Genomic DNA, 25,431 nt, shown 5'->3' with positions numbered 1-25,431 from the left:
CACGTGCTGACGTTCACCGCCGCGCGCTGACGTTCACCGCCACGCGCTGACGATCACCGTCACGCGCCGACGTTCACCGCCACCGCCCACGCCGCCGGCGCTACACCGGCAGCCGCCGGAACACCCCCCGCGGCAGATGCCGCAGCACCGTCATCACCACCCGCAGCGCGCCGGGCACCCAAACGGTCTCCGAGCGGCGGCGCAGGCCCAGTTCGATGGCCGTGGCGACCGCCTCCGGGGTGGTCGCCAGCGGAGCCTCCGGCAGCCGCGCGGTCATCCGGGTACGGACGAAGCCGGGGCGTACGACCATCACATGGACCCCCGTGCCGTACAGGGCGTCGCCGAGCCCCTGGGTGAAGGTGTCCAGGCCGGCCTTGCTGGAGCCGTAGATGAAGTTGGCGCGGCGGGCGCGTTCGGCGGCGACGGAGGAGAGGACCACCAAGGAGCCGTGGCCCTGGTTCTGCAGGGCGGCGGCGCACACCAGGCCCGCCGAGACCGCCCCGGTGTAGTTGGTCTGCGCGACCCGCACCGCGGCCTGCGGGTCGCGTTCGTCGGTGGCCTGGTCGCCTAGGGTGCCGAAGGCCAGCAGCACCATGTCGATGTCGCCCTCCGCGAAGACCTTGCCCAGCGTCTCCTCGTGCGAGGCGGGGTCCAGCGCGTCGAAGGGGACCGTGTGCACCTGCGCGCCCAGACCGCGCAGATGCTCGGCGGCCTGGTCGAGCGCGGGGGAGGGGCGGCCCGCCAGCCAGACCGTGCGGGTGCGGCGGGCGATCAGACGGCGGGCGGTGGCCAGGGCGATCTCCGAGGTACCGCCGAGGACGAGCAGGGACTGGGGGAGGCCGAAGGCGTCCTTCACGAGCAGCTCCAGGGTCGCGGTTCTACCGGTCGAGGCGGCGGGCCAGGTCGGACATGAACACCCCGCGCGGGTCCAGCTCCGCGCGCAGGGCGCGGAAGTCGTCGAGCCGCGGATACATGGCCGCGAGCAGGTCGGGGCGCAGCCGGGCGTCCTTGGCGAGGTAGACACGGCCCCCGGCGGCGGCCACCTCCTCGTCCAGCTCGTCCAGGAAGGGGCCCAGGCCCGGCAGCGACGCCGGGATGTCCACGGCCAGGGTCCAGCCGGGTGCGGGGAAGGACAGCCAGCCGGGATCGGCGGGGCCGAAGCGTTTGAGGACGGCCAGGAAGGACGGGCAGCGGCGGTCCGACAGCCGCCGCACGATCCGGCGCAGCGTCTCCTCCCGCCCCTCGCCCACCACGAACTGGTACTGCACGAAGCCGCCGCGGCCGTAGACCCGGTTCCAGTGCGGCACCCCGTCCAGGGGGTGGAAGAACGCGGTCAGGTGCTGGAGCCGGGTGGTGCGGGTGCGGGGCGCCCTGCGGTACCAGAGCTCGTTGAACAGGCCGACGGTGGTGCGGCTGAGCAGCCCGTCGGGCAGGAAGGCGGGGGCGGCCGGCAGGCGGGAGGTGTCCGGTCATGTCCAGCACGGCACCGCCCGCGTTCTGCGCCGCGTCCCCGTAGGCCCGACCCAGGCCCCGGGCGATCCCCCCGCGGGCCCCGCAGCTCCGGACGGCCGCCGCGGCCTCCTCGTACGTCCGCGGGCGGATCAGCCGGGCGGCGGTGGGAGCGGTGCGGCCCCACCCCGTGACGGAAACGGTCTCGGCGAGCATGGCGGTGACCGTATCGCCCTTGTTTGAGCGATTGTTTGTGAAACGTCAGTCTCCTCGTCGAAATGGGTGATTAATGGGATGTCGTTCAAGAGGGACGGTCCCCGGGCGGGAGCGGTGTGGACAGTGAGTCCACATGGACGACCACCAGGACCCGAGGCTCCCGCTCGGCCCCCGCGCCCTCGACCACCGGATCGTCACCGCCCTGCGGGCGTGCGGCGCAAACCCGCGCGTGGCCGGTGCCGCGCGCGCCCTGTCCCGGGCGGGGGAGCACGGAGCGCTCTGGTTCGCGGCGGGTCTCACCGCGGCCGCCGTGGACCACCGAAGGCGCCGCGCCTGGCTGCGCGGCACCGCGCTCACCGCGGGCGCCCACGCCGCCAGCTCGGGTCTCAAACGGGTCGTACGCCGCCCGCGCCCCGCGCACGTCGAACCGCTCGTCGGCACCCGGTGCCGGCACTCCTTCCCCAGCTCGCACGCCGCCTCCTCGGCCGCCGCCGCCCTCGCCTTCGGGGCGCTGGGCGCGCCCGCAGCGGTACCGCTCGCCGCGGCCGTCTGCCTGTCCCGGGTGGTGGCCGGCGTCCACTACCCCTCCGACGTGGCGGCCGGCGCCGCCCTCGGCGCGCTCACCGCAGGGCTGGGCCTGCGCTGGATCAGGGAGGGCGCCCGTGACTGACACCGTGGTCCTGCGCCGGGGCGACCGGCGCGAGCAGCCCCCGCCGCGAGGCACCCGCGAGCTGCTCAGGGGTCTGCTGATCACCGCACGCCCCAAGCAGTGGGTCAAGAACGTCCTGGTGATCGCCGCCCCGGCCGCCGCCGGCCGGCTCATCACCCGGCATGCGCTGACCGAACTCGCCCTGGTCTTCGCCCTGTTCACGGCCGCGTCCGCCGCCGTCCACCTGCTCAACGACGCCCGCGACGCCGAGGCCGACCGCGCCCACCCCGTCAAACGCCACCGCCCGGTCGCCGCCGGCCAGGTGCCCGCCCCCGTCGCCTGCGCCACCGGTGCCGCCCTCGCCGTGCTCGCCCCGCTCACCGCCGCCTGACTGACGGGACATCAGAACATGGGTTGCTCATCGAGAACATCGCACCTTCACCGCACGGGCAGGGACGGATCATGGACTGGCTGAAGAGGCTTCCGGCCGTCGGGCCGTGGTTCGCCCGGCTGATGCTCACCCACGCGTGGCGGACGTACGAGCGGCTGGACCGCGTGCACTGGACGCGGCTGGCCGCCGCGATGACCTTCACCAGCTTCGTCGCGCTCTTCCCGCTGCTCACCGTGGCCGCCGCGATCGCCGCCGCCACGCTCAGCCAGAAGCAGCAGGACACCCTCCAGGACAAGCTCGCCGACCAGATCCCCGGCATCGCCGACCGGCTGAACATCGACGGCCTCGTGGAGAACGCCGGCACGGTCGGTCTGATCGCTGGTGTGCTGCTGCTGTTCACCGGCGTCAGCTGGGCCGGATCCACCCGGGAGTGCCTGCGCGCGGTGTGGGAGCTGCCCGACGAGGAGGAGAACCCCGTCCTGCGCAAGGCCAAGGACCTGGGCGTCCTGCTGGGGCTCGGCGGCGCGCTGCTGATCACCCTGGCGGCCTCCACCGTCGCCACCGCGCTGGTCGGCCGGATCAGTGACGCCATCGGCCTGGAGGAGGGCGGCTGGGGCGGTGCGCTGCTGCGGATCGCCGCCTTCGCTGTCGCCGTCGGCGCCGACTTCCTGCTCCTGCTCTATGTGCTGACCCTGCTGCCCGGCGTGGAACCGGCCCGGCGCCGCCTGGTGGTGGCGGCGCTGACCGGAGCGGTCGGCTTCGAGCTGCTGAAGCTGCTGCTCAGCGGCTATCTGCAGGGCGTGGCCGCGAAGAGCATGTACGGCGCGTTCGGCGTCCCGGTGGCCCTGCTGCTGTGGATCAACTTCACCTCGAAACTGGTGCTGTTCTGCGCCGCCTGGACGGCGACCCCGAGCAAGGAGGCCGGGGCCGCCGCGGCGGACGAGGACGGCCCGGCCCCTCACCAGGAGGGCACCGTCACTCGCGAGGGCGGTCCGGTCGGTCGCGAGGGCGGTCCGGTCGGTCGCGAGGGCGGTCCGGTCGGTCGCGAGGAGGGCCCGGTCAGTCGCGAGGGCGGCGGCGCACCAGATCGGGCAGCGGCCAGCGACGGTTGACCAGGAACGCCGCCCCCGCCAGCAGCGCCAGCACACCGCCGGTGATGGACAGCGCCACGCCGATTCCGCTGGAGCCGCCCGCCGGGGCGCTCGCCACCGGCTTCTCACCGCCGCCCGCACCCTGCGAGGAGCCGCCCGCCTGACCGGGGGAGGCACTGGAGCCCGCCCCGCCGGCCTGAGCGCCCTTCGGCGGCACCAGTTCACCCACCGGCTCGACCTTCCCGGCCGCCTTGAACCCCCAGTCGAACAGCTTCGCGGTCTCCTTGTAGACCTCGTTGTGCACGTTCTTCTCCGGGTTCATCACGGTGACCAGCAGCACCCTGCCGTCGCGCTCGGCGACCCCGGTGAAAGTGGCGCCCGCGTTGGTGGTGTTGCCGTTCTTCACGCCGGCGATGCCCTTGTAGACCGGCACGTCCGCGTCGCCGGTCAGCAGCCGGTTGGTGTTCTGGATCTCGAAGGACTCCCGGACCTTCTTGCCCTTCTTGTTCTTCTTCGTCTCACCCGGGAACTTCGCGCGGACCGTGGAGGCGTACTCGCGGAAGTCCTTCTTCTGCATCCCGGAGCGGGCGATCAGGGTCAGGTCGTACGCGGAGGACACCTGCTTGGGCGCGTCATAGCCGTCCGGGCTGACCACATGCGTGTCGAGGGCCTGCAGCTCCTCGGCGTGCTTGTTCATCTCGGCGACCGTCGGCTCCACGCCGCCGTTCATGGCGGACAGCACATGCACGGCGTCGTTGCCGGAGCGCAGGAACACGCCCAGCCACAGGTCGTGGACGGTGTAGGTCTCGTCCTCCTTGATGCCGACCATGCTGGAACCGGGGCCGACCCCGGCCAGGTCGGAGAGCTTCACCTTGTGCTTGGTGGTCTTCGGCCACTTGGGCAGCAGGGTGTCCGCGAACAGCATCTTCAGGGTGCTCGCCGGGGCCAGCCGCCAGTGCGCGTTGTGCGCGGCGAGCACCTCGCCCGACTCGGCGTCGGCGACGATCCAGGACCGCGCGGATATCCCCTTCGGCAGCACCGGCACACCCGGGGCCAGATTGACCTGGGTGCCGGGCTTGGCGAGCCGGGGACCGCCGACGGCCGACATCTTCGCCGGGGGCTTCGCCGACGGGCTGGTGCCGGGGCTCGGCTTCGCCACGGCGGCGGGCGCGGTCAGCGCGGCGGACACGAGGACGGCGGAGGCGACCAGCAGCGATCGCCGCAGGGTTGTCTTGGGTGCGGGCACGACCGGAAACGTACCTGCCGCCTCCGCGCGTGTCCCCACCCGGGCCCCACCCGGCGAGAGGAGCCCCGCCCGCCCCGGTGATACTGGACCCATGCTGTGCACATCCGGGGGACACCCTCCGGACCCCCGGGCGACCGAGGGTGCCCGGCGCTGTGACGAAAGGTCTTCTCTGGTGAAACTCAGCCGCCCCGTGTCCTGGTTCTTGCTCGCCTTCGGGGTGTGGAGCTGGGTCATCTGGATCACTTTCGTCAGAAACCTGGTCAAGGACAGCAGCGGTCTGGCCTTCGACGGCGGCGAGCCCACGGCGTACTTCTGGGTGCACCTGCTGCTGGCCGTCGTCTCCTTCGTATGGGGGACGGTCATCGGGGTCATCGGGTTGCGTGGACTGCGCGCACTGAGCCGGACGTCACGGACGTCCTGACCGGAAACAGGGGAACTGGACGCCGTGGCCGTCGCATTCGTGCTCATCGCGCTGCTCGTGCTGGCCGTCCTGGTGACGGGCAACTGGTACGTGTGGCGCCGCCTGTTTCGGGACACCACCCGCGGTCCGGGCGCGGTGCGCCGGGCGGGCGCGGTGGCGATCGTCGGCGGCTGGGCCCTGACCATCGGCGCGCTGGTCGCCGAGCGGGCCGGGGCCCCGTTCTGGCTCCAGCGGACCCTGGCCTGGCCCGGCTTCCTGTGGCTGGCCCTCTCCCTGTACCTGCTCCTCGGCGTCCTGGCGGGCGAACTCGTACGGCCCGTGCTGCGCAGGGTGCTGGAGCGCCGGGGGCGCCGGCGGGCGGCGGCACCGGTACCCGCGCCGGAGCCCGCCTCGATACCGGCAGGCACGGCCCCGGCCCCGGCCGGCGAGCCCGCCGACTCCGACACCTCTGCCGGCTCCGGCGACTCCACCGCAAAGGACACCGCGAACTCCGGCGGCACCCCCACCGACCCCACCGGCCCGTCCCGCCGGCTCTTCGTCTCCCGGGTCGTCGGCGGGGCCGCCGCTGCCGCCGCCGTGGCCACCGTCGGCTACGGCACCCATGGCGTGCTGCGCGGCCCGAAGGTGAAGCGGGTCACCGTGCCGCTCGCCAAACTGCCCCGCGCGGCCCACGGTTACCGGATCGCGGTGGTCAGCGACATCCACCTGGGGCCCGTGCTCGGGCGCGGCTTCGCGCAGAAGGTCGTCGACACCATCAACGCCACCCAGCCCGATCTGATCGCGGTCGTCGGCGACCTGGTGGACGGGAGCGTGAAGGACCTCGGCCCGGCCGCCGCCCCCCTCGCCCAGCTCAGGGCACGGCACGGCGCCTTCTTCGTCACCGGCAACCACGAGTATTTCTCCGGCGCCGAGCAGTGGGTCGAGGAGGTCCGCCGGCTCGGCCTGCGCCCGCTGGAGAACGCCCGCACGGAGCTGCCGCACTTCGACCTCGCGGGCGTCAACGACGTGGCCGGCGAGGACGAGGGCCAGGGCCCCGACTTCGCACGCGCCCTCGGCGACCGGGACCGTGAGCGCGCCTGCGTGCTGCTCGCCCACCAGCCGGTGCTGATCCACGAGGCCGTCGACCACGGCGTCGACCTCCAGCTCTCCGGCCACACCCACGGCGGCCAGCTGTGGCCCGGCAACCTCATCGCCTCCACCGCCAACCCCACCCTGGCGGGCCTGGAGCGCTACGGCGACACCCAGCTGTACGTCACCCGCGGCGCCGGCGCCTGGGGGCCGCCCACCCGCGTGGGCGCCCCCTCCGACATCACGGTCGTCGAACTGGCCTCCCGCCAGGCCTGACTCCTCGGGGGAACCAATGGCAGGTACGCGCACGGCACTTGTGCTGATCGATCTCCAGCGGTGGATCGTCGGCATGCCCTGGGAGCCGATCGGCGGTCCCGCCGTCGTCGAGGCGTGCGGACGGCTGCGCGAGCACTTCACCGGCCACGACTCCTCGGTCGTCGTCCTGGTCCGGCACATGAGCGCCGACGGCGCGGACGGCGGCGTCACCGCCCCGCGCAACCAGCTCGTCCCGGGCTGCGAGCCGCGCACCGGCGACCATCTGGTCACCAAGCACAGCCTCGACGCCTTCGAGGGCACCGAGCTGCACGCCCTGCTGCGCGGCGAGAACGTCACCGAGCTGGTGCTGGCCGGGCTGTCCACCGCACACGGAGTCGCGGCCACCGCCGCGGGCGCATTGCGCCTGGGCTATCGCGTGACGGTCGCCGAGGACGCCACCGCGAGCGTGGACGAGGCCCAGTACCGCGAGGCCCTCGACCGTCTCACCGCCCTCGGCGCCCGCACCGCCCGGGTCGCCGACCTGGTGAACGCGCCCGCCGGCTGAAGCGCCGCCTGAGGCAGTCCGAGCGAAAGCAGCCCAGCCGGGCCCGGTCCGGGCGTCCGCCGCGTCAGGCCCCCCGGCCGGCGGACGCCCGCCGCGCCGCCGGGTCGGGCAGGGCCCTGGTCATCCCGGGCAGGAACTCCGTGAACAGCTCGTGCACGTCCCGCACCAGGGGGCGCAGTACCCGGAAGCGGGCCAGCGCCACACCGCGGGCGGTGAGCCGGGCGCCGCGCTCGGCGAGCCGGTAGCTGCGCTCCCGGCCCTCGGTGCGGTCGAAGATCCAGTACAGGCAGAGCCCCATCTGGGCCAGCCACATCAGCTCGGGGAGGATGTCCCGCAGCTCCTCCGGCACCTTGGTCTTCGTCCCGGCCAGCACCGCCCGGTGCACGCTGATCGCCTCGTTGCGGGCGTGCTCCGACTCCGGCGAGAACGGGCTGAGCGGGCTGTCCGGGTCGGCGGCGTTCTTGAAGAACTGCACCGCGAACTCGTGGTACGGCGTGGCGATGTCCAGCCACGCCTTCAGCACACCGGCAAGCCGCGCCTCCAGGTCGGTCTCCCGGGCGAGCACCTCCCGGACCGCCACCTGGTGCTCGGCGGCGATCCGGTCGTAGAAGCCCTGGATCAGGTGCTCCTTGCCGTCGAAGTAGTAGTACGCGTTGCCGACGGAGACCCCGGCCTCCTTGGCGATGGCCCGCATCGTGGTCTTGTCGTAGCCGCGCTCCTGGAACAGCCGCATGGCCGTCTCCAGGATCAGGGCACGGGTCTGCTCGGACTTGCTGGGTGCGCCGCCGTCGCCGGCGCCGTCGTTCTTCGCGGACACGGTAGGGAGCCTAACGCCAGGGGGACGGGGCCCTGCGGGAGTCCGTCAGCGCGGGGCCGGCGGGCCGGAGCAGGTGCCGTCCGCGCACCCGGGAGGCGTGTGGTACCAGCCGTGGCGCGGGTCGTACGTCCAGCCGTCGCCGCGCCGGTACGCCCCGCCGCCCCACTGCGTGCCGCGCCACTTGGCGGCGGCCAGCACGGCCCCCTTGGCGAGCCGGGCCCCGGCCGGGGTGCTCAGCCGGTGCGCCAGCGGGCGGTGCTCGCGCAGCGCCCACAGCGTCACCACCCAGGCGGCGGCGCCCCGGTAGACCTGCCCGGCGTCGCCGACGACGGGCAGGTCTCCTCCAGCGTGCCCCGGTGATCGAGGCCGGGGAACCGCCGGTGCGCCTCCTCCGACCCGGCCGGGACGAACTCCAGCGGCACCAGTTGCCGTTGCCGGGCCAGCCAGTCGCGCAGGAACCGGCACAGCGAGCAGCCGGCGTCGTACAGCACGGTGAGCCGGCGGACAACGGCAGTTGTCGGTGCGGGCCCCTACTGTCGTCGGCCATGGGGAAGACGACGTTCAGCAGTCGCGGGCCGAAGTCCCGTCTGGCGCGGATACGCAACCACGTCGCCGCCGGGGACCTGGACCGGGCCGCCGCCCAGGCGATGCGGGCGCTCGGCCCGGACAACCGCAGCTCGATCGGTCTCTGGGGCGCCGTCCCGCACCAAGCGAAAAGGCCCCGTCTCCCGAAGGAGACGGGGCCCTCGCCGGGGCTGTGCTGGCGTTGGCTCAGTAGCGGCGGGTGATGAGGGCTCGCTTGACCTCGGCGATCGCCTTGGTGACCTCGATGCCGCGCGGGCAGGCGTCCGTGCAGTTGAAGGTCGTGCGGCAGCGCCAGACGCCGTCGCGGTCGTTGAGGATCTCCAGGCGCTGCTCGCCGGCCTCGTCACGCGAGTCGAAGATGAAGCGGTGCGCGTTGACGATGGCGGCCGGGCCGAAGTACTGGCCGTCGTTCCAGAACACCGGGCAGGAGGTGGTGCAGGCCGCGCACAGGATGCACTTCGTGGTGTCGTCGAAGCGCTCCCGGTCCTCCGCCGACTGCAGACGCTCGCGCGTCGGCTCGTTGGTGTCCTTCGTGATCAGGAAGGGCATCACGTCCCGGTACGCCTGGAAGAACGGCTCCATGTCCACGACCAGGTCCTTCAGGACCGTCAGGCCCTTTATGGGCTCGATCGTGATCGGCTTCTCCGGGTTGATGTCCTTGATCAGAGTCTTGCACGCCAGGCGGTTCTTGCCGTTGATCCGCATGGCGTCGGAGCCGCAGATGCCGTGGGCGCAGGAGCGGCGGAAGGTCAGCGTGCCGTCCAGATCCCACTTGATCTTGTGCAGACCGTCGAGGACCCGCTCCTTGGGGTCGATCTCGAACTGGAAGTCCTCCCAGGTCGCCTCCGCCGAGACCTCCGGGTTGAACCGGCGGACCCGGAAGGTGACCGTGATGTACGGGGACTCGACGGAAGAAGGCCCGGGCTTGCCGGCCGCGTCCTGGTCCAGAACAGGGGTAGCCATCAGTACTTACGCTCCATCGGCTGGTAGCGGGTCTGGACGACCGGCTTGTAGTCCAGACGGACGGTCTCGGTGCCGTCGGCGCCGACCTCGCGGTACGCCATGGTGTGGCGCATGAAGTTGACGTCGTCGCGGTTCGGGTAGTCCTCGCGGTAGTGACCGCCGCGCGACTCCTTGCGGGCCAGGGCGGACACCGCCATGACCTCGGCGAGGTCCAGCAGGTTGCCCAGCTCGATCGCTTCCAGCAGGTCCGTGTTGAACCGCTTGCCCTTGTCCTGGATGGCGACGTTCTTGTAGCGCTCGCGCAGCTCGGCGATCTTCTCGACCGCCGTCTTGATGGTCTGCTCGGTGCGGAACACCATCACATTGGCGTCCATGGTCTCCTGCAGCTCCCGGCGGAGCTGGGCGACCCGCTCGTTGCCGGTGGAGGTGCGCAGCCGCTCGATCTGCTCGGCGACGAAGGCCTCCGGGTTCTCCGGCAGCTCCACGAAGTCGGCGTTCTGCGCGTACTCGGCCGCCGCGATACCGGCCCGCTTGCCGAACACGTTGATGTCCAGCAGCGAGTTGGTGCCCAGGCGGTTGGCGCCGTGCACCGAGACGCAGGCGACCTCGCCGGCCGCGTACAGGCCGGGCACGACGGTGGTGTTGTCCGCCAGCACCTCGCCCTGGACGTTGGTCGGGATGCCGCCCATGGCGTAGTGCGCCGTCGGCTGGATCGGGATCGGGTCCGTGTAGGGCTCGATGCCGAGGTAGGTGCGCGCGAACTCGGTGATGTCCGGCAGCTTGGCGTCCAGCTGCTCCGGCGGCAGGTGGGTGAGGTCCAGGTAGACGTGGTCGCCCTCGGGACCGCAGCCGCGGCCCTCGCGGATCTCCGTGTAGATGGAGCGGGAGACGACGTCGCGGGAGGCGAGGTCCTTCATGACCGGCGCGTACTTCTCCATGAAGCGCTCGCCGTCCTTGTTGCGCAGGATGCCGCCCTCACCGCGGGCGCCCTCCGTCAGCAGGATGCCCATGCGCCAGATGCCGGTCGGGTGGAACTGGAAGAACTCCATGTCCTCCAGCGGGATGCCCCGCCGGTACACGGCCGCCTGACCGTCACCGGTCAGGGTGTGCGCGTTGGAGGTCACCTTGAAGAACTTGCCGCAGCCGCCGGAGGCGTAGATCACGGACTTCGCCTGGAAGATGTGGATCTCGCCGGTGGCCAGCTCGTAGGCCACCACGCCGGCGGACCGCTTGATGCCGTCCGTCTCGGTGATCAGCTGGTCCAGGACGTAGAACTCGTTGAAGAACTCCACGCCCTCCTTGACGCAGTTCTGGTACAGCGTCTGGAGGATCATGTGGCCGGTGCGGTCGGCCGCGTAGCAGGAGCGGCGGACCGGGGCCTCGCCGTGGTTGCGGCTGTGACCGCCGAAGCGGCGCTGGTCGATGGTGCCGTTCGGGGTGCGGTTGAACGGCAGGCCCATCTTCTCCAGGTCGAGGACGGAGTCGATGGCCTCCTTCGCCAGGATCTCGGCGGCGTCCTGGTCGACCAGGTAGTCACCGCCCTTGACCGTGTCGAAGGTGTGCCACTCCCAGTTGTCCTCCTCCACGTTGGCCAGCGCGGCGGCCATGCCGCCCTGCGCGGCGCCCGTGTGGGAGCGGGTGGGGTAGAGCTTGGTCAGGACAGCGGTGCGGCTGCGCTTGGTCGCCTCGATGGCGGCACGCATACCGGCGCCACCGGCGCCGACGATGACGGTGTCGTACTTGTGGATCTTCATGATTCTCGCAGCCCCGTGCCTAGCGGATGTTCGGGTCGAAGGTGAAGATCACCAGCGTGCCCAGCAGGATGGTGAACACCGTGGCGGTGTAGAGCAGGCCCTTGAGCCACAGACGGGTGTTCGTCCGCTCGGCGTAGTCGTTGATGACCGTGCGCAGGCCGTTGGCGCCGTGCAGCATCGCCAGCCACAGCATCAGCAGGTCCCAGACCTGCCAGAACGGCGAGGCCCAGCGGCCCGCCACGAAGGCGAAGCCGATCTTGGACACGCCGCCGTCCAGCACGAGCTGGATCAGCAGGTGGCCGATGACCAGGACCACCAGCACCACACCGGACAGGCGCATGAAGAGCCAGGCGGCCATCTCGAAGTTGCCGCGGGTGGTCTTCGGGGTCTTCTTGGTCCGCTTGCGCGGGGGCTCGATGACCGGCGCCGGGTTGTCGACGGAGTAGAGGGACTCGCCCTCGACGGGGCCGATGCCGGAGGCGGGGGTTTCAGTCGTGGACATGGGCGTCAGCTCCCGAACAGTTCACGAGCGGCGTGGCCGAGGACGGGGTAGATCGCCCCCAGCATCAGCACGACCCACACGGCGACGACGGTCCAGAGCATCTGCTTCTGGTACCGGGCCCCCTTGATCCAGAAGTCGACGGCGATCACACGCAGGCCGTTGAGCGCGTGGAAGAGGACGGCGGCGACGAGGCCGTACTCCAGCAGCGCGACGATCGGCGTCTTGTACGTGGCCACGACCTTGTCGTAGGCCTCCGGGGACACCCGCACGAGAGCGGTGTCCAGCACGTGAACGAACAGGAAGAAGAAAATGAGGACGCCGGTGACTCGGTGAGCCACCCAGGACCACATTCCTTCCCGGCCGCGGTACAGCGTTCCAGCCGGCACGGAAGTTTCCTCCGGGAGCGGGGATTGGGGCCGCGCCGGCTTGTCGTGTCGGTCGGGCCCGGCCGGGTACGGTCCACCGGCCCCCAGCATCGTAGCCATCCGTCGGCGTGGCGCTCAGCGGGGGTCGGGGGGTGTGATCAAAGTGGCACGCTTCTGGGCTAGGGGAGCGGCTTGCGGGGCGGTATGGACGGATTTGCGCCGGGCGTGGCCGTCAGCGGCTGGTAGCGCAGTCCCCGGCGCCCTTGAGGCAGCGGCGCAGACGGCCCCTGGCCAGGCGCCGCAGCTGCTCCGCGGCCACCAGGCGCTCCTCCTCCGGATCGTTGGCCAATCGTGACCGGATGTCGCCGAGGATCCGGTCCAGGCGCTCCTCGGCGGGGACCTCGTCCAGGCAGATGACGAACGCGTGTCCGAATCGTGCCTCGTAGGCCGCCTGTGCGGCGTTCAGGGCTGTGTGGGCGGCCGAGTAGGTGTCCTCCGGAAGGGCCGGCAGGGACTCGGCGGCCAGCGCCTCGGCGAGGTCGGCCGCACCCAGGTCGTAGGCCGCCTCGTCGGCGGCGGCCAGCAGGGCGTCCGCGTCCGGGTAGGGGCGGTGGCCGGCGACGAGCCGGGCCCAGGCGGGGCTGTGCAGGCAGGTCAGCAGGGTGCGTTCCGCGATGTCGGGCGGGGCCGTGTTGAAGAGGGTCAGCGGCGCTGCGCCGCGGGACTGACCGGGTATGGCGACACGGCCGGGGAGGTCTGGGAGACGGTGCGCAGGCAGCGTAAGTCCTCGTGGGTGTCGCGTGTGGGTCCGGTGGATGGTGTGAGAGTTGTGACATCACGTTATCGAGTGAGTCCACGAGGTGTCCGATCGATGCCGGAAATTCACTCGCACGGGAGAGTTTCAGAACAGCTCGACGACGCCCATCACCTGGATGGGCCTTAGGTTGGCGGTGTGAGTCAGCACAGGCAGCAGGGGCAGCACCGGCGTCGGGCATCCGTGCAGCGGATCAAGCAGCGACGGGTGGCGGTGGTGGCGCTGACCGCCGCCGCGCTGGTCGCCGGGACCGGTGTCGGCCTCGGACTGTGGGCCTCCGCCGGCGACGACGGCGCCTCCGGGGGCCCGGCCGCCGCCTCCACCGGGGAACGCGCGGAGGGCTCCGACGAGGCCGCCGGGACCACGCCCGGCGACAGCCCCAGCCCCACCCGCTCCTACCCGCTGTCGAAGGCGCCGCGGACCATACCCGCGGTCCGCGAGCACACCGCCGAACGCGGCCCGGGCTGGCGCCCGGCGCGCGGACACCGGGTGGTCGTGGACGACCCCGCCCTCGCCGACGAGGGCCGGCTGATAGCCGGTGAGCTGGGCCTGACCTACGCGGGGGAGAAGGACGACGAGAAGGCCGGCGACCTGCGGCTGGTGCTCAACCGCGGCGCCGGGGCGAACCCCGAGTCCTACACCATGACCGTGCGCGGCGGCCGGGTGACCGTCAGCGGACCCGGCGAGGCCGGCGTCTTCTACGGCACCCGCACCCTCAAGCAGGCCGTCAAGGGCGCCGGGACCGCCCCCGAGGGCGTCGTGCGCGACGCGCCCGCCAAACCCCGGCGCGGGCTGTCGCTGGACATCGCCCGCAAGCACTACACCGCCGACTGGATCGAGGACCGGATACGCGAGCTCGGCGACCTGAAGTTCAACGAGCTGGGGCTGCACTTCTCCGACGACCAGGGCTTCCGCATCGAGTCCGACTCGCACCCCGAGGTGGTGTCCCGGGAGCACCTCACCAAGGCGCAGGTGAAGCGGATCGTCGACCTCGCCAGGAGCCGGCACATCACCGTCGTGCCCGAGATCGACTCGCCCGGACACCTGGGCGCGGTCATCGCCGCCCACCCGGATCTGCAGCTGCGCAACACCGGCGGCGGTGCCGTGCGCGGCGCCATCGACATCTCCAAGGAGAAGTCCGCGCGGATCGTCGACGACCTGCTCGAGGAGTACGCCGGGCTCTTCCCGGGCAGCCAGTGGCACCTCGGCGGCGACGAGTACCAGGCTCTGGTGGTCTCCGACCCCGAGGCGTCCTTCCCGGGCCTCGCCGCCGCCGCGCGCGAGCGGTACGGCTCCGGCGCCACCGTCGAGGACCTGACCACCGGCTGGCTCAACGACCGCGCCGCCACCGTCAGGGCCAAGGGCCGCACCCCCCGCGCCTGGAACGACGGCTTCTTCCGCGGCGGCTCGGTGAAGGCCGCCGAGGACATCCAGGTCGCCTACTGGACCGGCAAGGAGATCGGCGCCCGTCAGCCCGTCGAGTACCTCGCCGAGGGCCGCAAGGTCGTCAACTACAACGACGAGTTCCTCTACTACGTCCTCGGCGAGCCGCTGACCTTCACCTACCCGACCGGACAGCGCATCTACGAGCAGTGGACGCCGCGGGTGCTGCGCGGCACCACCGCCGTGCCGGAGCGCTACGACGCCCAGATACTCGGCGGCTCCTTCGCCATCTGGGGCGACCTGCCCCGCGCCCAGACCCAGGAGCAGGTCGCGGCCGGCATCCGGATGCCGCTGCGGGCCACCGTCCAGAAGCTGTGGGACCCCGGCCGGCCGGAGCTGTCCTGGACCGAGTTCCGCGCCCTGGCGGACCGGCTCGGCTGACCCTCCGGGCCCGCCGGCCGCGCACGCCGCACACGTCCGGGCGGATTGCCGCATACGCCTGCGAACTGCCGTACGACTGTGGTGGTGTTCTGCTGAGCCGGAACCGAAACACCAGGGGGAACACCGACACATGGGCTTTTGGGGGTATTTCGTCGTGGGCCGCGCGGAGCGGCCGCTCGCCGGACTGGACGCGCTGGCCGGTGCCGCCCAGGGAATGACCCTGCGCACCTCGGCACCGGGCGGCTGGCAGGTGTGGGAGTACCCGAGCGCCGGCGGCGACATCGGGAACATGAACGACCTCGCCCGGGAGACCGGCGCTCCCGCGCTGTTCGGCTACGTCATGGACAGCGACTGCGTGGTGGTGGAGGCGGCCGCCCCCGGGAGCGGCGCCTGGACGACCTGCCTGGCCCGCACCGCCATGGCCCGCTACCTCGGCGGCGGCGAGGAGGAACTCACCGTCGACGACTACTTCCTGGAACCCCGCGACGCCGCCCGGCGCGCCGTCGGCTGGGCCGCCGAGGCGGGGCACACCGCGTCCGCCGACGACCTGGTGGAGGTGCTGTCCGCCGACCCCGACCCGGTGGCCGAAAACCTCTTCTTCCGGCTGCTCGACCGGCTCGGCGTGGTGCCCGAGTGACACTACCGGGCCGTCGCACGCAGTAAGGGGAAATGCGGGCTCCGTGAGGAAGAAGGCCCGTCGGGGCCCCGCCGAGGGCCCGGGAAACCCGCTGAGGGAGGCGTGGATGAGCCTGGTGGAACGGATCGCACAGGCCGACGAGCTCGGGCTGGCCGTGAGCGGGTTGGCTTGTTTGGATCGGTGCGTGCCCCTGCTGGGCGGCGACGACGAGGTGCTGCGCCCGCTGTGGGCAGGCCTCTCCCTGGACGCCGACCCGGGCGACTGGCCGGAGCAGCTGGCGAAGGTGCGCGACAAGCTCGACCAGTCCTGCGGCGACGACGAGGCCGTCACCCTCGCCCACCGCATGCTGGAGGCCGCCCCGGCCGAACGCAGCGCAGGCGACCTGCGGCCGTGGGCCGACGCCAGCTCCGTCGCCGCCCTGCGCATCCACCGCCTCCTCGACGGCGCCGACCCCGCCGAGGACCCCGCCCACAGCGTCGACGCGCCCCGCGAGGGCCGCACCGACGGCATGTCCCCGCTCGTCGCCGCCGAACTGCGCCGCCAGGTCACCGTCCTGGAGGTCCTCTCCGCGCACGGCCCGGCCGGGCTGCGCCGCGCCCTGGAGGTGACCACCGAGGGCCGCCGCGTCCTGCGCGCCGCCCTCTCCCGCCGCAGCCGCCGCGACGGCTAGGGCCTTTCGTCTGGATCAGCCTGCGGGAATCGCCGGCGCCTTGTCAGTACCGGTGAGCGGGGTCTGGTGCGTGCAGCTGCAAGGCGGAGGAGGGCGCCGATGCGGAGCATCGGCAACCGGTGACAACGCCGCAGATGTGCGTGCCAGACCCCGCGTCCGCGGGCTGATCCAAACGACAGGCTCTAGGGACCCCCTCCAGGCCCCCGTCTGTGACAGAGGTGCGGGGGAGCTGAGGCGGACCTGCGCCGATCCGGCGCCGGTTGCGGGAACACGCCCGGATCCCGGTGACGGAACACGGTGCCACCGCGCTCTTCCTCATGTGACGACTGCGACGAACGCGACGACCCAGCAGCACACCACCCGGCCCAACGCCGCCGCCAAACCCGTCCGGTGGGCGGCCGACGCCGTGGCCGCGATGCGCGAGGGAGCACGGCTGCGCCTCGACTACTCGGCCCGCAGCCTGTGGAGCGTCGACCGGATGATCGAGGGCATACGCCGCGAGTCCGCCCCGTACCCCGCCGTGGAGACGGTGCTGCGCGGCTTCGGGGCCTACGCCGGTGAGGTGATCGTCCGTCAGACCGGCGGCGAGTGGTGGGCCTCGGGCGGCGACCACTGGGTGCGCACCCCGGACGGCCGCCTCTGGGACCCCATCGAGGAGGCCCGCCGCTGCTACACCGGCGACGGCTCCCTGCGCCTGCTCTGCCGGGACGCCACCCGCGGAACGCCGAGGCGCTGAGAACGGCGCACCCAGGCGACATGGCCCCCGGAACCTCGCGGACGAAGCCGCACACCCGGCTCCGTCACGGCCCCGCTGTGACACTTGCCGACGGCCCGGCGCTGTTGACCGTGGAGGACGCAGGCGAGAACGACCGTGCCGAACGGTGCGGAGTCGCTACGAACCGGTACGGACGAGGACAGTTCTTGGGCCAGGCAGGCGAACCCCGCCGCGTGCACGCGCACGACGGGGAACTGGGCGCGGCCGTCGCGCGGGCCCAGGAGGGCGACGAGGCCGCCTTCGCGGTCGCCTACCGCCTCGTGCAGCCCGGACTCCTCGGCTATCTGCGCGGACTGGTCGGCGACGACGCCGAGGACGTCGCCTCCGACGCCTGGCTGGAGATAGCCCGGGACCTCGGCCGGTTCCGGGGCGACGGGGCGGGCTTCCGCGGCTGGACGGCGACCATCGCCCGGCACCGCGCACTGGACCACCTGCGGCGGCAGCGCGTACGGCCCCAGGGCACCGCGCTGGAACAGGACGTGCTGGACCTGCCCGGCCCGCACAGCACCCACGACCAGGTGCTGGAGTCGCTGTCCATGGAGTACGCCCTGAGGCTGATCCGCTCTCTGCCCCGCGACCAGGCCGAGGCGGTGCTGCTGCGGGTCGTCGTCGGCCTCGACGGCAACGCCGCCGCCCGCGTCCTCGGCAAGCGGCCCGGCGCGGTGCGCACCGCCGCCTACCGGGGCCTGAGGCGCCTGGCGAAGGAACTCGGCGCGACGGGTGTGACGGATGACGGGCGCCGCACGCTGGGGGAGTCGAAGTGAACGGCCCCGGCCCCGGTACCGGACACGGTGCCGGCCGGCCGGCGCGGCGGATGAGACGGCCGGGGCTATGAGCCGTACGTACGGGCGCGGGCGCACGGCCGGCACACAGGACACGTCGGACCGGTCGCGCAACCGGACGGGAACGGACAGCGGACATGGGTGAACGGCACAGCGGCCAGACGTCCTCCGGCCGTCGGCACGCCGACGGCCGCACCGGCGTCTTCGACCAGGCCGCGCTGGAGCAGCACCTGGCCGCCGCCGTCCGCCGGTCCGCCGGGTCGGACGCCGCCGAGGCCGAGCGGCGCATCCTCGCCGCCTTCCGCGCCGCCCGCGACAGCGGAGCACACCGGGCGCGCACCCGGCGCCGCGACGACTGGCGCCCACGCCGGCGGCGGCTGGGCGGCCACTCCGTGAAGGCCCTGCTCGGCGTGGTGCTAGGCGGCCTCACCCTCAGCGGCGTCGCCGTGGCGGGCATCGGCACCCCCGGATCCGGCCAGGACGCGCCGGCCGACCGCGACCGCACCACAACCACCCCCTCCTCGCCCCGTTCGTCCGCCCCGCCCACCGGCCGCCCGGCGCCCGGCGCCACGGCCACCGACGAGACATCCGACACCTCCCGCCCCGCCCGCGCCCGGGACACCGAGGCCCACTGCCGCGCCTACGAGAAGGTCCGCGACCGGGGCAAGGCGCTGCAGGCCCCCGCCTGGCAGCGCCTGGTGACCGCGGCGGGCGGCGAGGAGAAGGTCGACGCCTACTGCGCGGAAATGACCGGGGAACGGAACGCCGGGAATGCCGAGACCCCCGAGAAAGACGAGAACGCGAACAAAGCAGACAACGCGGACAACACGGAGAACGCCGGAAACGCGCAACGCGGGGAGAGCGCGGGAAGCCAGGAGATTCCGGAGATCCCGGAGAACACGGAGATTCCGGAGAACGCGGAGATCCCGAAGAAGGCGGAGATCCCGGAGATCCCGGACAAGGTGCCCACCGGGCCGGCCCGGGACGCGAACGGCTCCGGGAGCCTGCCCACCGCCGGTCAGGGCGGCTGAACCGAGGATGAGAGCGGCGACCGGGGTGCGCCCGGCCGGCCGGGCGGCGGGACCCCGTAACCTGCACACCCGTAACCTGAACAGGTCACCAGGCGGAACGCTCAGGCCGTACGACACCGGACGCGCCTGTGGCGGCGGCGGTGTGCCACGGCCAAAGCAACGGCCGGGGCCGCCACCCCCCACAGGAGAGGCCCCGGCCGTCGCGCGGCACGGACCGCGCGGCGGCCCGTACTTCCTACAGCGCCGGGGGTGCGTTTTCTGTCACACCCCGCTGTGTCACGGGTTAGTTGCATCCTGGACAGACATGGACGGCGAGTGGTTTCAGGTCGTAACGTGCCTTTCGCGCCATCGTGGCGGGTGCAGGACCACCGCGACCACCTGCGGTTCTGACGCCGCGACGACCGCACGACCAGACGAGGAAACACAGCGAGCGACCCGGTCCGCGTAAGCGGCGCCGGTTGGGGCGCAGAAGGGCCTGCGGTGCTGGGGGACGACGCGGAGCTGACCGCCGCGGTGCGTGCGGCACAGGACGGGGACGAGACCGCGTTCCGGACTGTGTACCGCGCCGTGCATCCGCGGCTGCTGGGATACGTGAGGACACTCGTCGGCGAACCCGACGCCGAGGACGTGGCCTCCGAGGCCTGGCTGCAGATAGCCCGTGACCTGGACCGGTTCAGCGGTGACGCGGACCGCTTCCGTGGCTGGGCCGCCCGGATCGCCCGCAACCGCGCCCTGGACCACATACGCATGCGCGGCCGCCGTCCCGCCATCGGTGGCGACGAGACCGAGCTGGCCGGGCGGGCCGCCGAGTCGGACACCGCGGGCGAGGCCATCGAGGCCCTCGCCACCGACGGCACCTTCTCCCTGATCTCCCGGCTGCCGCAGGACCAGGCCGAGGCCGTGGTGCTGCGCGTGGTCGTGGGCCTCGACGCGAAGACCGCCGCCGAGACGCTCGGCAAGCGGCCCGGCGCCGTACGGACCGCCGCGCACCGGGGCCTGAAACGGCTGGCGGACATGATCGGCGACGACCCGGAGACGCATCCGGAATCCGCTGGGGTGCTCGACGCCCTTCCGCCGCAGCGAGAACCGCACCGGCGTGCGGTGACGTCCGCGAGTGTGACGCATATGCGAGCGCGGACGCAGAAGGACATGTGATGGCCGACGAGCAGCACGGGTGGCTGGACCGCGACACGGCGGAGCGTTTGCTGAGCGGACTGCCGCCCGAAGCCGCCGATCCGGCTGCACGGGAGAAGGCCGAACGGCTCGCCCGGACCCTCGGTGCGCTCGCTCCGCCCCCGCTGACCTGCAAAGAACTCCCCGGCGAGGCCGCGGCCCTGGCCGCCTTCCGCAAGGCGCGCGAGGAGCGGGAGGGCCGGTTCGAGACCGCCGGCGCCGAACGCGGCGGCGGCACTCGGACCCTGGAGGCGGGGCTCGTCCGCATCGGCGGTTCGCGCCCCGATGCAACCGCAACCGTCCGCCGGTCGCGCTGGACCCGCCCGGTGCGGCTGGCGCTCGCCGCGGCGATGGCCGCCGGCATGGTCGGCGGGGCCGCCGCCCTGGCCGGAACCGGAGCCTTCCCCGGCCCGGCCGGCGACCCCGGGTCCGACCCGGCCGCCTCCGTGACGGCCAGCGCCACCCCGAACGAGCGCCCCCTGGTGACGCCCCCGCCGGACAAGGGCACGGGCGGCGGAGCCACCCCGGACGAGAACGGTGGGCGGCCCTCCCAGGGCGCGGCCGGCTCGGCCCGGCCGGGCGGGCCCGCCACCTCCGGTGACCAGGGCCCGGACAGGGGCGCCCCGGCGGCGCCCGGCACGGACTCGAAGGACCCGGGGTCCCGTGCGGGCCGGGGCTGGAAGGAGACCGTCGCCGCCTGCCGCGCACTGCGCGACGGCCGGCACCTCGACGGCGACCGCCGCCGCCTGCTCCAGAGCGCGGCCGGTGACTCCGCCCGCGTCGGCCGCTACTGCAAGGGCGTGCTGGCCGCGGCGGGCTACGGCTCCAAGTTCGGCAAGGGCGAGCAGGACTCCCGCGAGCGTTCGGACTCCCGCGAGGGTTCCGACTCCCGCGACCGCACGGACGACGGCGGTGACGCGGACAAGGACGGCGACAAGCGCGGCGGTCACGGCAGCCACGGCGACAAGAAGCACCGGCACGGCGGCAAGAACCGCTACGACCGGAACGACCGGAACGACCGGAACGACCGGCACACCCGCGCCGAGCGCCGGCGTGCCGACGACGCGGGCCCCGGCATCCGCCGCGCCGGGCACGCCCGTCTCACCGCCCGGGCCGGCGGCACCGGAGTGACGGGCACCGTCTCACTGACCGCCTGACCTGGCGCACTGTCCCTCCGCCTGACCCGGCCACAGTCCGACTGCTTGCCCCGGCGTCCCGCCCGATCAGACCCGCGCACCGCCCGATGAGGCCCGCGCCCTGCCCGGTTCGGCGCCCGCCCGGCCTGGCCGGCCCGCCCCGGCCCGCCGTGACGCCCTGCCCGACCAGACCCGGCGCCCGATGCGACTCGCCCGCCCCGGCGCTCGACCCGACCCGGCCCGTCGTTACACCCCGCCCGACCTGCCCGGACACTCCGCACGCCCCGCCCCGGCGCCCGACTCGACCCGCCCGCCCCGGCGCCCTGCCCGGTTCGGCGTCCGACCGACCCGGCCCGGCCCGCCGTGACCTCCTGCCCGGCCCGCCCGGCGCCCGGCTCGACCCGTCCCGGTGCCCTGCCCAACCCGGTGTCACCCGGGTCCTCGCTCCCTCCGCCGACCCACCAGCGCCTCTGACCTGCGATTTTGTCAATGCCTAAAATTTTTTCGTTGAGGGTGTGACGTTTTTGGAGGCCGCGGCGCAGTAATGAGTGAGCCGACTGGTCATCGGCCGTCGCACAGAGCCGGGGTTCCCCCCGTACCTGCGGCTCGTGCCATCGGCGCGGGCGGGACACGTTCCCCCGGTCCCGCCCGCGCCCCGAATCTCTTCTCCCACTTCTCTGTCGCCGTGCCCGGCCTCACCAGTGCACGACGACCTTGTCGCCCTTGCGCACCTGCCCGAACAGCCGGGCGATGGCCGCCTCGTCCCGTACGTTGACGCAGCCGTGCGAGGCACCGGCGTAGCCCCGGGCGGCGAAGTCGGCCGAGTAGTGCACCGCCTGGCCGCCGCTGAAGAACATCGCGTACGGCATCGGCGAGTCGTAGAGCGTGGAGACGTGGTGCCGGGACTTCCAGTAGACGCGGAAGACGCCCTCGCGGGTCGGGGTGCCCCGGGAGCCGAAGCGCACCGGCAAGGTCATGAGGGTGCGCCCGTCGATCATCCAGCGCAGGGTCCGGCTCGACTTGCTGATGCACAGCACCCGCCCGGTCCGGCAGCGCGGGTCGGGCGCGTCGGCCGGCTGCCCGCCCATCAGATACAGCTCCCACTTGCCGGGCTCACGCGTCATCCGCACCAGCCGCTGCCAGGTCGCCGCGTCGACCGACCCGGTGCGCGGCAGCCCCCGCTTGGCCTGGAAGCCCCGTACGGCCTTCTCCGTCGGCGCGTCGTACCGGCCCGTCGGCCCGTGGAACAGCCAGGCCGCCTGGCGCAGCCGGGCCTGGAGCTCACGGACGTCACGTCCGGTGTCACCGCGGGACCACAGCACCTTCGAGGGCGCGGCCGGAGGGGGCGCGGGCTTCCTCGGCGGGGACTTCTTCGGCGCGGGCCGCGGCGGCGCGGGCCGCGGCGGCGCGGGGCGCGGAGGTGCGGGCCGCGGCGGTGGGGCCGTCCGCGCGTCGGCGGACTTCTTCGGCCGGGGCTTCTCCGCCCCGGACGGCGTCTCGCTCGGCCAATAGATCCGGAAGGGAGCCTGCTTGCCGTCTCCGTCGCCAGGCTGCACCGTGCACCCGGCCGCCGCACAGAGCGACACGGCCGCCAGCGCCGAGACGGTGGCGCTCGTTCTCTTCCTCATGCCCGTCCTACGCACCCAAGCCCCCGCCGTCTCACCGGGACACCACCTGGCCTTCGTCTGACAGATGTCTCCCCTGGCGTGAAGGGTTCCGAACAACGGGGCATGGTGGTGAGTGACCGAACGACATCCTGTACCCATCACCCACCGACCGGCGGGAGGCTCACACCATGGCGCGCGAGTCGGAGTCCGGACTGCCCATCGAGCCGGTGTACGGGCCGGGGGCGCTGGAGGGCTGGGATCCGGGGGAGAAGCTGGGTGAGCCGGGGTCGTATCCGTTCACCCGTGGGGTGTACCCGACGATGTACACCACTCGGCCCTGGACGATGCGCCAGTACGCCGGGTTCGGGACGGCCGCGGAGTCGAACGCCCGCTACCGGGATCTGATCGCCCACGGCACCACGGGGCTGTCGGTGGCGTTCGACCTGCCCACCCAGATGGGCCACGACTCGGATGCGCCGATCGCGCACGGCGAGGTCGGCAAGGTGGGCGTGGCGATCGATTCGGTCGAGGACATGCGGGTGCTGTTCGCCGGGATCCCGCTGGACCAGGTGTCGACGTCGATGACGATCAACGCGCCGGCGGCGCTGCTGTTGCTGCTGTATCAGCTGGTGGCGGAGGAGCAGGGGGTCAGTGCGGGGCAGCTGACGGGGACGATCCAGAACGATGTGCTGAAGGAGTACATCGCGCGCGGCACGTACATCTTCCCGCCGAAGCCGTCGCTGCGGCTGACGGCGGACATCTTCAAGTACTGCCGGGCGGAGATGCCGCGGTGGAACACCATCTCCATCTCCGGCTATCACATGGCCGAGGCCGGGGCCTCGCCCGCGCAGGAGATCGCGTTCACCCTCGCCGACGGCATCGAGTACGTGCGCACGGCGGTGGCGGCGGGGATGGAGGTGGACGACTTCGCCCCGCGGCTGTCGTTCTTCTTCGTGGCGCGCACCACGCTGCTGGAGGAGGTGGCCAAGTTCCGTGCGGCGCGCCGGATCTGGGCGCGGGTGATGCGGGAGGAGTTCGGGGCGCGGAATCCGAAGTCGATGATGCTGCGGTTCCATACGCAGACGGCCGGGGTGCAGCTGACCGCGCAGCAGCCGGAGGTGAACCTGGTGCGCGTCGCCGTCCAGGGGCTGGCGGCGGTGCTGGGTGGGACGCAGTCGCTGCACACGAATTCGTTCGACGAGGCGATCGCGCTGCCCACGGACAAGTCGGCGCGGCTGGCCCTGCGTACCCAGCAGGTGCTGGCGTATGAGACGGATGTGACCGCGACGGTGGATCCGTTCGCCGGCTCGTATGTGGTGGAGTCGATGACGGACGATCTGGAGGCGGCGATCGTGGAGCTGATGGGGAAGGTGGAGGACCTCGGCGGCGCGGTCAACGCCATCGAGCGCGGGTTCCAGAAGAGTGAGATCGAGCGGAACGCCTACCGGATCGCCCAGCAGACCGACAGCGGTGAGCGGGTCGTGGTCGGCGTCAACCGTTTCCAGCTCGGCGAGGAGGAGCCCTACGAGCCGCTGCGCGTCGACCCCGCCATCGAAACCCAGCAAGCCGAACGCCTCGCCCGGCTGCGCGCCGAACGCGACCAGCGGGCGGTGGACGGCGCCCTGACCGCATTGCAGAAGGCTGCGGAGGGCGAGGACAACGTCCTGTACCCGATGAAGGAGGCCCTCAAGGCCCGCGCCACCGTCGGCGAGGTCTGCAACGCCCTGCGGGAGGTCTGGGGCACCTACGAGCCGAGCGACGTCTTCTGAGCCGCCCGCCGGCCCGCCCACGGCGGTGTCTCACACGGGGTGTCTCACATGGGGTGTCTCGCACGGGGTGTCTCACCTGGCGAAAAGCCGGAGATGACAGTCGTGTCTCCGTGCGACACTCCTGTCTATGTTCGGTGTGCACGATCTTCCCACCTACCTCGCAGGTCTCGTCCTGATCGTCCTGCTCCCCGGCCCCAACTCGCTGTATGTGCTCTCCGTGGCCGCCCGCCGAGGCGTACGCACCGGCTATGTGGCGGCGGCCGGTGTCTTCACCGGGGACACCGTGCTGATGACCCTGGCGGCGCTCGGCGCGGCCTCCGTACTCAGCACGACCCCGCTGCTGTTCCTGGTGGTGAAGTACGCCGGAGCCGCCTACCTCGCCTGGATGGCGTACGGGATGCTGCGCTCGGCGTGGGCCATGTGGAAGGAGCGGGGCGCGCCCGCGAAGCCGGCGGAGTCCCCCGCCGCCACGTCCGCCGCCGACGAACACCCCTACCGCCGCGCCCTGATCGTGTCGCTGCTCAACCCGAAGGCGATCCTCTTCCTGATCTCCTTCTTCGTGCAGTTCGTCGACCCCGGCTACCCCTACCCCGCGCTCTCCTTCGTGGTGCTGGGCGCGTTGCTGCAGACGGCGAGCTTCCTCTACCTCTCGCTGCTGATCTTCAGCGGCACCCGGCTGGCCGAGGCGTTCCGCCGCAGGCGGCGGCTGGCGGCGGGGGCCACCTCGGCCGCGGGCGCGCTGTTCCTCGGCTTCGCGGCCAAGCTCTCGCTCGCGAGCGCCTAGCAACCGAGCCGCTCTTAGGGCCTTTCGTTTGGATCAGCCTGCGGGAATCGCCGGCGCCTTGTCAGCACCGGTGAGCGGGGTCTGGTGCGTGC

25 protein-coding genes and 3 pseudogenes are annotated in these 25,431 nt (G+C 72.6%); 17 read left to right on the top strand and 11 right to left on the bottom strand.

The features are described from left to right. Window positions 1-100: 100 nt before the first annotated feature. Both dprE2 and ABD198_RS19405 read right to left on the bottom strand, forming a co-directional pair. A complete protein-coding gene (dprE2, locus tag ABD198_RS19410) occupies window positions 101-856 on the bottom strand; it encodes a decaprenylphospho-beta-D-erythro-pentofuranosid-2-ulose 2-reductase (RefSeq protein WP_344003289.1) in 756 nt (251 codons plus the stop codon). Window positions 857-878: 22 nt separating this feature from the next. Continuing rightward, a pseudogene (locus tag ABD198_RS19405) lies at window positions 879-1,665 on the bottom strand (D-arabinono-1,4-lactone oxidase). 133 nt (window positions 1,666-1,798) lie between these two features. On the opposite strand from ABD198_RS19405, the gene ABD198_RS19400 reads away from it, so the two are divergent. From ABD198_RS19400 to ABD198_RS19390, 3 genes and pseudogenes are all read left to right on the top strand, one after another. Then, complete coding sequence (locus tag ABD198_RS19400; protein ID WP_344003286.1) at window positions 1,799-2,335, top strand: phosphatase PAP2 family protein; 537 nt, start codon at window positions 1,799-1,801, stop codon at window positions 2,333-2,335. Beyond that, window positions 2,328-2,702 (top strand): annotated as a pseudogene (locus ABD198_RS19395) (UbiA family prenyltransferase); the annotation flags it as partial. The gene ABD198_RS19400 and the pseudogene ABD198_RS19395, both read left to right, overlap by 8 nt. 74 nt (window positions 2,703-2,776) lie before the next feature. Further along, window positions 2,777-3,817, top strand: a complete 1,041-nt coding sequence (locus ABD198_RS19390; protein ID WP_344003283.1) for a YihY/virulence factor BrkB family protein — start codon at window positions 2,777-2,779, stop codon at window positions 3,815-3,817. On the opposite strand, the gene ABD198_RS19385 is transcribed toward ABD198_RS19390, so the two are convergent. Then, window positions 3,765-5,042 (bottom strand): D-alanyl-D-alanine carboxypeptidase family protein, encoded by a 1,278-nt coding sequence (locus ABD198_RS19385; protein ID WP_344003281.1) that lies wholly within the window; start codon window positions 5,040-5,042, stop codon window positions 3,765-3,767. The genes ABD198_RS19390 and ABD198_RS19385 overlap by 53 nt on opposite strands. 172 nt (window positions 5,043-5,214) lie before the next feature. On the opposite strand from ABD198_RS19385, the gene ABD198_RS19380 reads away from it, so the two are divergent. From ABD198_RS19380 to ABD198_RS19370, 3 genes are read left to right on the top strand one after another with little or no spacing between them, the layout of a single operon-like run. After that, window positions 5,215-5,463 (top strand): SCO4848 family membrane protein, encoded by a 249-nt coding sequence (locus tag ABD198_RS19380; protein WP_344003278.1) that lies wholly within the window; start codon window positions 5,215-5,217, stop codon window positions 5,461-5,463. A 24-nt stretch (window positions 5,464-5,487) separates the two neighbouring features. Continuing rightward, window positions 5,488-6,807 (top strand): metallophosphoesterase, encoded by a 1,320-nt coding sequence (locus ABD198_RS19375; protein ID WP_344003276.1) that lies wholly within the window; start codon window positions 5,488-5,490, stop codon window positions 6,805-6,807. 16 nt (window positions 6,808-6,823) lie between these two features. Then, the gene (locus ABD198_RS19370) at window positions 6,824-7,351 is read left to right on the top strand and encodes a cysteine hydrolase family protein (RefSeq protein ID WP_344003274.1); all 528 of its coding nucleotides are present in this window, start codon (window positions 6,824-6,826) and stop codon (window positions 7,349-7,351) included. Between the two features lie 64 nt (window positions 7,352-7,415). Here ABD198_RS19370 and ABD198_RS19365 read toward each other — a convergent pair whose 3' ends face one another. Further along, complete coding sequence (locus tag ABD198_RS19365) at window positions 7,416-8,168, bottom strand: TetR/AcrR family transcriptional regulator (RefSeq protein WP_344003271.1); 753 nt, start codon at window positions 8,166-8,168, stop codon at window positions 7,416-7,418. A gap of 45 nt (window positions 8,169-8,213) precedes the next feature. Continuing rightward, window positions 8,214-8,659 (bottom strand): annotated as a pseudogene (locus tag ABD198_RS19360) (thiol-disulfide oxidoreductase DCC family protein). A gap of 54 nt (window positions 8,660-8,713) precedes the next feature. Here ABD198_RS19360 and ABD198_RS19355 point away from each other — a divergent pair. Further along, complete coding sequence (locus tag ABD198_RS19355) at window positions 8,714-8,956, top strand: hypothetical protein (protein WP_344003268.1); 243 nt, start codon at window positions 8,714-8,716, stop codon at window positions 8,954-8,956. Here ABD198_RS19355 and ABD198_RS19350 read toward each other — a convergent pair. From ABD198_RS19350 to ABD198_RS19330, 5 genes are all read right to left on the bottom strand, one after another. Further along, entirely contained in the window at window positions 8,940-9,716 is a 777-nt protein-coding gene (locus ABD198_RS19350; protein WP_344003265.1) for a succinate dehydrogenase iron-sulfur subunit, read from the bottom strand. The two genes, ABD198_RS19355 and ABD198_RS19350, sit on opposite strands and share 17 nt — an antisense overlap. Beyond that, on the bottom strand, window positions 9,716-11,470 hold the full coding sequence (gene sdhA, locus ABD198_RS19345) for a succinate dehydrogenase flavoprotein subunit (RefSeq protein ID WP_344003262.1): 1,755 nt from the start codon (window positions 11,468-11,470) through the stop codon (window positions 9,716-9,718). Before sdhA ends, ABD198_RS19350 begins: the two co-directional genes overlap by 1 nt. Before the next feature lie 19 nt (window positions 11,471-11,489). After that, complete coding sequence (locus tag ABD198_RS19340) at window positions 11,490-11,972, bottom strand: succinate dehydrogenase hydrophobic membrane anchor subunit (protein WP_344003259.1); 483 nt, start codon at window positions 11,970-11,972, stop codon at window positions 11,490-11,492. A 5-nt stretch (window positions 11,973-11,977) separates the two neighbouring features. Continuing rightward, complete coding sequence (sdhC, locus tag ABD198_RS19335; RefSeq protein ID WP_344003256.1) at window positions 11,978-12,358, bottom strand: succinate dehydrogenase, cytochrome b556 subunit; 381 nt, start codon at window positions 12,356-12,358, stop codon at window positions 11,978-11,980. A gap of 211 nt (window positions 12,359-12,569) precedes the next feature. Next, window positions 12,570-12,995 (bottom strand): 2-oxo-4-hydroxy-4-carboxy-5-ureidoimidazoline decarboxylase, encoded by a 426-nt coding sequence (locus ABD198_RS19330; RefSeq protein WP_425580512.1) that lies wholly within the window; start codon window positions 12,993-12,995, stop codon window positions 12,570-12,572. A gap of 363 nt (window positions 12,996-13,358) precedes the next feature. Between ABD198_RS19330 and ABD198_RS19325 the strand changes: the two genes are divergently transcribed. From ABD198_RS19325 to ABD198_RS19290, 8 genes are all read left to right on the top strand, one after another. Further along, on the top strand, window positions 13,359-14,975 hold the full coding sequence (locus ABD198_RS19325) for a beta-N-acetylhexosaminidase (protein ID WP_425580511.1): 1,617 nt from the start codon (window positions 13,359-13,361) through the stop codon (window positions 14,973-14,975). A 130-nt stretch (window positions 14,976-15,105) separates the two neighbouring features. Further along, window positions 15,106-15,612 carry a hypothetical protein gene (locus ABD198_RS19320; RefSeq protein ID WP_344003253.1) on the top strand — a complete coding sequence of 169 codons (507 nt, stop codon included), beginning with the start codon at window positions 15,106-15,108 and terminating at the stop codon, window positions 15,610-15,612. 106 nt (window positions 15,613-15,718) lie between these two features. Continuing rightward, on the top strand, window positions 15,719-16,282 hold the full coding sequence (locus ABD198_RS19315) for a hypothetical protein (protein ID WP_344003250.1): 564 nt from the start codon (window positions 15,719-15,721) through the stop codon (window positions 16,280-16,282). A 319-nt stretch (window positions 16,283-16,601) separates the two neighbouring features. After that, the gene (locus tag ABD198_RS19310) at window positions 16,602-17,018 is read left to right on the top strand and encodes a hypothetical protein (RefSeq protein ID WP_344003247.1); all 417 of its coding nucleotides are present in this window, start codon (window positions 16,602-16,604) and stop codon (window positions 17,016-17,018) included. A gap of 185 nt (window positions 17,019-17,203) precedes the next feature. After that, window positions 17,204-17,821: an RNA polymerase sigma factor gene (locus ABD198_RS19305; protein WP_344003244.1), complete on the top strand. Its 618-nt coding sequence runs from the start codon at window positions 17,204-17,206 to the stop codon at window positions 17,819-17,821. A gap of 155 nt (window positions 17,822-17,976) precedes the next feature. After that, a complete protein-coding gene (locus ABD198_RS19300; RefSeq protein ID WP_344003241.1) occupies window positions 17,977-18,870 on the top strand; it encodes a hypothetical protein in 894 nt (297 codons plus the stop codon). A gap of 480 nt (window positions 18,871-19,350) precedes the next feature. Further along, window positions 19,351-20,025, top strand: coding sequence for an RNA polymerase sigma factor (locus ABD198_RS19295; RefSeq protein WP_344003238.1), 675 nt, complete (start codon window positions 19,351-19,353; stop codon window positions 20,023-20,025). Beyond that, a complete protein-coding gene (locus ABD198_RS19290) occupies window positions 20,025-21,200 on the top strand; it encodes a hypothetical protein (RefSeq protein WP_344003235.1) in 1,176 nt (391 codons plus the stop codon). The genes ABD198_RS19295 and ABD198_RS19290 overlap by 1 nt, the downstream gene beginning before the upstream one ends. A 674-nt stretch (window positions 21,201-21,874) precedes the next feature. On the opposite strand, the gene ABD198_RS19285 is transcribed toward ABD198_RS19290, so the two are convergent. Beyond that, window positions 21,875-22,807: a L,D-transpeptidase family protein gene (locus ABD198_RS19285; protein WP_344003232.1), complete on the bottom strand. Its 933-nt coding sequence runs from the start codon at window positions 22,805-22,807 to the stop codon at window positions 21,875-21,877. A gap of 167 nt (window positions 22,808-22,974) precedes the next feature. Here ABD198_RS19285 and ABD198_RS19280 point away from each other — a divergent pair, with 167 nt between their 5' ends. Continuing rightward, window positions 22,975-24,555, top strand: coding sequence for an acyl-CoA mutase large subunit family protein (locus ABD198_RS19280; RefSeq protein WP_344003229.1), 1,581 nt, complete (start codon window positions 22,975-22,977; stop codon window positions 24,553-24,555). Window positions 24,556-24,682: 127 nt separating this feature from the next. Beyond that, window positions 24,683-25,339: a leucine efflux protein LeuE gene (leuE, locus tag ABD198_RS19275; protein WP_344003227.1), complete on the top strand. Its 657-nt coding sequence runs from the start codon at window positions 24,683-24,685 to the stop codon at window positions 25,337-25,339. Window positions 25,340-25,431: the final 92 nt, after the last annotated feature.

This window comes from Streptomyces thermocarboxydovorans, assembly GCF_039524635.1.
GTDB classification, from domain to species: domain Bacteria; phylum Actinomycetota; class Actinomycetes; order Streptomycetales; family Streptomycetaceae; genus Streptomyces; species Streptomyces thermocarboxydovorans.
This window is presented reverse-complemented; position numbering and strand designations above follow the sequence as displayed.

What these genes read in the sequence shown, in the direction of transcription:
- leuE (WP_344003227.1), top strand. Translation starts at nt 24,683, where the DNA reads ATGTTCGGTGTGCACGATCTTCCCACCTACCTCGCAGGTCTCGTCCTG.
- ABD198_RS19320 (WP_344003253.1), top strand. Translation starts at nt 15,106, where the DNA reads ATGGGCTTTTGGGGGTATTTCGTCGTGGGCCGCGCGGAGCGGCCGCTC.
- ABD198_RS19280 (WP_344003229.1), top strand. Translation starts at nt 22,975, where the DNA reads ATGGCGCGCGAGTCGGAGTCCGGACTGCCCATCGAGCCGGTGTACGGG.
- ABD198_RS19300 (WP_344003241.1), top strand. Translation starts at nt 17,977, where the DNA reads ATGGGTGAACGGCACAGCGGCCAGACGTCCTCCGGCCGTCGGCACGCC.
- ABD198_RS19390 (WP_344003283.1), top strand. Translation starts at nt 2,777, where the DNA reads ATGGACTGGCTGAAGAGGCTTCCGGCCGTCGGGCCGTGGTTCGCCCGG.
- ABD198_RS19315 (WP_344003250.1), top strand. Translation starts at nt 15,719, where the DNA reads ATGAGCCTGGTGGAACGGATCGCACAGGCCGACGAGCTCGGGCTGGCC.
- ABD198_RS19400 (WP_344003286.1), top strand. Translation starts at nt 1,799, where the DNA reads ATGGACGACCACCAGGACCCGAGGCTCCCGCTCGGCCCCCGCGCCCTC.
- ABD198_RS19370 (WP_344003274.1), top strand. Translation starts at nt 6,824, where the DNA reads ATGGCAGGTACGCGCACGGCACTTGTGCTGATCGATCTCCAGCGGTGG.
- ABD198_RS19340 (WP_344003259.1), bottom strand. Translation starts at nt 11,972, where the DNA reads ATGTCCACGACTGAAACCCCCGCCTCCGGCATCGGCCCCGTCGAGGGC.
- ABD198_RS19355 (WP_344003268.1), top strand. Translation starts at nt 8,714, where the DNA reads ATGGGGAAGACGACGTTCAGCAGTCGCGGGCCGAAGTCCCGTCTGGCG.
- sdhA (WP_344003262.1), bottom strand. Translation starts at nt 11,470, where the DNA reads ATGAAGATCCACAAGTACGACACCGTCATCGTCGGCGCCGGTGGCGCC.
- ABD198_RS19285 (WP_344003232.1), bottom strand. Translation starts at nt 22,807, where the DNA reads ATGAGGAAGAGAACGAGCGCCACCGTCTCGGCGCTGGCGGCCGTGTCG.
- ABD198_RS19350 (WP_344003265.1), bottom strand. Translation starts at nt 9,716, where the DNA reads ATGGCTACCCCTGTTCTGGACCAGGACGCGGCCGGCAAGCCCGGGCCT.
- ABD198_RS19290 (WP_344003235.1), top strand. Translation starts at nt 20,025, where the DNA reads ATGGCCGACGAGCAGCACGGGTGGCTGGACCGCGACACGGCGGAGCGT.